The sequence below is a fragment of the Thalassotalea sp. G20_0 genome, from assembly GCF_017744175.1.
Classification (GTDB): Bacteria; Pseudomonadota; Gammaproteobacteria; order Pseudomonadales; family Endozoicomonadaceae; genus Endozoicomonas.
In genome coordinates this window covers 1-604 of sequence record NZ_JAGHQV010000445.1, presented here as the reverse complement: position 1 = coordinate 604, position 604 = coordinate 1, and the positions used below count along the sequence as shown (strand labels likewise).

Below are 604 nucleotides of genomic sequence, written 5' to 3'. Positions count from 1 at the left end.
AGCCATTGAATAAAGGCTTGCACTTTCGTCTTTTCCGGTAAGCCTTTGCCATTACACATGGAGGAAATATTGGTGACCAGTGCCCGGTCGAGCGGTTTGCCCTTAACGTCCTCGTCTTTGCCCTCCTTCCAGCCCTCTTTCAAGCAGGGCAGGGTCAGGAAGGCCTTCACGTCCTGATCTTTCGCTAAGCCTTTGCCATTACACATGGAGGAAATATTGGTGACCAGTGCCCGGTCGAGGGGTTTGCCCTTAACGTCCTCGTCTTTGCCCTCCTGCCAGCCCTCTTTCAAGCAGGGGAGGGTCAGGAAGGCCTTCACGTCCTGATCTTTCGGTAAGCCTTTGCTATTACACATGGAGGAAATATTGGTGACCAGAGCCCGGTCGAGCGGGTTGCCCTTAACGTCGTCGCCTTTGCCCTCCTGCCAGCCCTCTTTCAAGCAGGGCAGGGTCAGGAAGGCCTTCACGTCCTTATCTTTTGGTAAGCCTTTGCCATTACACATGGAGGAAATATTGGTGACCAGTGCCCGGTCGAGCGGTTTGCCCTTAACGTCCTCGTCTTTGCCCTCCTGCCAGCCCTCTTTCAAGCAGGGCAGCGTCAGGAAGG

At 54.8% G+C, this 604-nt stretch carries 1 protein-coding gene; it reads right to left on the bottom strand.

Annotation, left to right across the window (positions count from 1 at the left end; all coding sequences use genetic code 11):
• A partial coding sequence (locus tag J7438_RS26960) for a hypothetical protein (RefSeq protein WP_209279093.1) occupies window positions 1-604 on the bottom strand: 604 nt, incomplete at both ends.